The sequence below is a fragment of the Mesorhizobium sp. M7D.F.Ca.US.004.01.2.1 genome, from assembly GCF_003997785.1.
Lineage (GTDB): Bacteria > Pseudomonadota > Alphaproteobacteria > Rhizobiales > Rhizobiaceae > Mesorhizobium > Mesorhizobium loti.
Genome location: NZ_RZRQ01000542.1, coordinates 1 through 2534 on the forward strand (window position 1 = coordinate 1; position 2534 = coordinate 2534).

The window sequence follows — 2534 nt, forward strand, 5'->3', positions numbered from 1 at the left end:
GCCCAGGAGGTCGCATCATGAGGGATTTTTCCTATCTGCGCGCCAATTCACTTGATGCCGCACGCCAGGCAGCCGCCCTGCCCGGCGCCATGCTGCTCGCAGGCGGCACCACGCTGATCGACCTCGCCAAATGCGGCGTCGCCGAGCCCGAGACGCTGGTCGACATCACCCATCTCAAGGGGCTGAACGGCATCGAGGTGAGCGAGCGCAGCGCCATCATCGGCGCGCTGGCCAAGATGGGCCATGTCGCCGATCATGCCGACATCAAGAGCCGCTTCCCCGCCGTCTCAGAAGCCCTGTGGCAGGCGGCCTCGGCGCAGATCCGCAACATGGCGACCATCGGCGGCAATCTGATGCAGCGCACGCGTTGCCCCTATTTCCGCGACCCGGCGAATTTCCCTGCCTGCAACAAGCGGGAACCCGGCAGCGGCTGTTCGGCGATCGGCGGCGTCACAAAGGGACACGCCGTGCTCGGCACCAGCGACGCCTGCATCGCCATGTATCCCGGCGATCTCGCAGTGGCCTTGGTCGCTTTCGATGCGGTCGTGCATCTGGGCCAGAGCCAGGTTCCGGTCGACGACTTTTTCCTGCTGCCCGGCACCACGCCGGACAGGGAACACGCGATCGAACCGGGCGAGATGATCACCGCGATCGAGATCCCCGGCTCGGCCTCTGCCCGGCGTTCGACTTACCTCAAGATCCGCGACCGGCAATCCTATGAGTTTGCCGCGGCAAGTGCTGCTGTCGGCATCGAGTTCGAGGCCGATGGGCGCACCATCCGTGATTTGCGTGTGGCGCTCGGCGGCGTCGCGACCAAGCCTTGGCGTGCGCGGGCCGTGGAGGACGCGCTGAAGGGCAAGGTGCTGGAGCCGGACGCTGTCCGCGCCGCCAGCCTGCTCGCCGTCGAAGGCGCCACCGACCATGGCGCCAACCACTACAAGATCGAACTGGCGCCGCGCGTTGTCGCGCGGGCTATTCTCAAGATGGGAGAAACGGCATGACGGTTCACAACATCAGACATGGTGACGCATCCGACGGTGCGGAAGCCGTCGGCGGCCGGCTGTCGCGCGTCGACGGCCCGGCCAAGATCACCGGTGCGGCGAAATACGCCGTCGAGCAGCAGCTCGAAAGCCTCGCCTACGCCGTGCTGGTCGAAAGCACGATTGCATCCGGCAAGGTGCGCGCGATCGACACGAACGCGGCCGAGGCAGCGCCCGGCGTGCTGCAAGTGCTGACGCCCGACACCATCATCAGCCTCAGGACAGCGGCGGACTGGTTCGGCACGCCGCCGCCCGATAAGCCCTATTGCCCGCTCGCGCGCGACATCACTTTTTCGGGCCAGCATGTCGCGGCGATCGTGGCGGAAACCTTCGAGCAGGCGGTCGCGGCGGCAGCACTGGTCAAGATCAGCTATGACGAGACGCCTTCGATCGTCGACCTCAGCGACGCCAAGGCCGGCGACGGCATTCCGATCGACGCCATGACCAAGGAATGGGGTGACGCGCAAGGTGCATTCGCCTCGGCCGCGGTGCGGATTTGTGCTGCCTACAACACGCCGCGCGAATACCAGGCGCCGATGGAGCCGCACGGCCTGATCGCCCGCTGGGAGGGTGACCAGCTCACCGTGTGGGAGCCGAGCCAGTGGCTGGACGGTATGGCCCGCACCTATGCCGAATGGTTCGGCGTGCCGTTCGAGAACGTACGGCTGGTCTCGCCCTATATTGGTGGCGGCTTCGGCTCCAAGGCGTTAGCGCTCAGCCATGGCGCTGTGGCGGCATGTGCCGCCAAGATGCTCGGCCGGCCGGTGCGGCTGGTGATGACGCGGCCGCAGACCTTCACCGGTTACGGCGGCCGCGCCGCGACGCGCCAGACAGTGACCATCGGCGCCGACCGGCAAGGAAAAATCCAGTCGATCGTGCATCGTGGCGTCAACGAGACATCGATGGACGGCATGTGGGTCGAGCCGCTGGGGTCGGTCACCTCGATCATGTATGCGACACCGAATTTCTCCTCCAGGCAGAATGTCGTGCGCGTCAATTCGGTGGTGCCTGGCGCCATGCGCGCGCCGGGCGAAAACCCCTCGGCCTTCGGCATCGAAAGCGCCATCGACGAGCTCGCTTACGAGGTCGGCATCGATCCGCTGGAGATCCGGCTGAGAAACTATGCCGAACAGGACCCGCATGCCAAAAAAGCCTGGTCGACCAGACAGTTGCGCGAGGCTTTTGCCACCGGCGCCGAGCGCTTCGGCTGGGCCAGGCGCACGCCCGAACCGCGCTCGATGCGCGACGGCAACCAGCTGATCGGCTGGGGCGTCGCCGCCGGCACCTATCCGGTGCGGCGCGCCTATGGCGAGGCGATCGTGCGCATCCTGGCCGACGGCTCCGTCGAGGTCGAAAGCTCGTCGATCGACATGGGTCAGGGCACCTACACCATCCTGGCGCAGACCGCCGCCGAAACGGTCGGCGTGCGAGCTGACGACGTGGTGGTGAGGCTCGGCGACTCGCGCTTTCCCCGTGCCGGCGTCACCGGCGGTT

2 protein-coding genes are annotated in these 2534 nt (G+C 66.7%); both read left to right on the forward strand.

What is annotated here, in order from left to right; translation table 11 throughout:
- Nucleotides 1-17 precede the first annotated feature (17 nt).
- Nucleotides 18-1001 (forward strand): xanthine dehydrogenase family protein subunit M, encoded by a 984-nt coding sequence (locus EN993_RS34420; protein WP_127266104.1) that lies wholly within the window; start codon nt 18-20, stop codon nt 999-1001.
- A partial coding sequence (locus EN993_RS34425) for a xanthine dehydrogenase family protein molybdopterin-binding subunit (protein WP_164758008.1) occupies nt 998-2534 on the forward strand: 1537 nt, incomplete at its 3' end. The genes EN993_RS34420 and EN993_RS34425, both read left to right, overlap by 4 nt.